Source organism: Corynebacterium sp. HMSC05H05 (genome assembly GCF_001807265.1).
In the GTDB taxonomy this organism is placed as follows: Bacteria; Actinomycetota; Actinomycetes; order Mycobacteriales; family Mycobacteriaceae; genus Corynebacterium.
Window position 1 is genome coordinate 1 of record NZ_KV788402.1, and the last position, 668, is coordinate 668.

1 pseudogene is annotated in these 668 nt (G+C 66.2%); it reads left to right on the forward strand.

Features of this window, described 5'->3' with window-relative positions:
* Nucleotides 1-31: 31 nt before the first annotated feature.
* Nucleotides 32-668 (forward strand): annotated as a pseudogene (locus HMPREF3151_RS12030) (hypothetical protein); the annotation flags it as partial.

The window sequence follows — 668 nt, forward strand, 5'->3', positions numbered from 1 at the left end:
GTGGGGTTGCGCTTGTTTTAGTGTTCGTGGCATGAACCCGTTCGACGCGTTTATTCAGGCGATGGCCGCAGCATCCATGGAGACGCTGCGGCACTTCGACCTGCCTGTTGCCCTGGGTGCCGGGATGGCGCCGGATCGGGCACGCGCGTGGGATGCGATGCAAAAGGTGTACTACGGGCCGACGAAATTCACCCGCAAACAAGCCCTGGCAGTACAGAAAGCCCGCGGGTTCTCCCTGGACGAGCTCGCGCTGATCGAACGGCGTATCGGTGGCGTGAAAGATGCCGGCGAGCGGTGGCGGCTGCGCCTGGCCTTGTTGGATGTCACCGGCGGGTACCGCGCGATCGAGCGCGCCGCACGCGAGCTGGTGCCCCGCGACGATGACACCCCGAAAAAGAAGCAGGTCGCGTTCTCCGCCCCGAAGAACGGCCGGGCGCGCATCACGATTGACACCACCGACCGCAAAGCAGCCGACCTCGAGCACCGCCTGCGCCAAGGCATCGACACCACCCAGCCGGCGGCGGCACAGATGGAGGAGGCGTTCTGGCGCATCATCGAAGGCGAAACCGGCGGGGTCGTCGCCGCCGCACCACGCCCGATCGTGATGGTGCCCATCGACGCACACGCACGCATTATGGCCGGCGACGGCGACGACGTCATCCTCACCT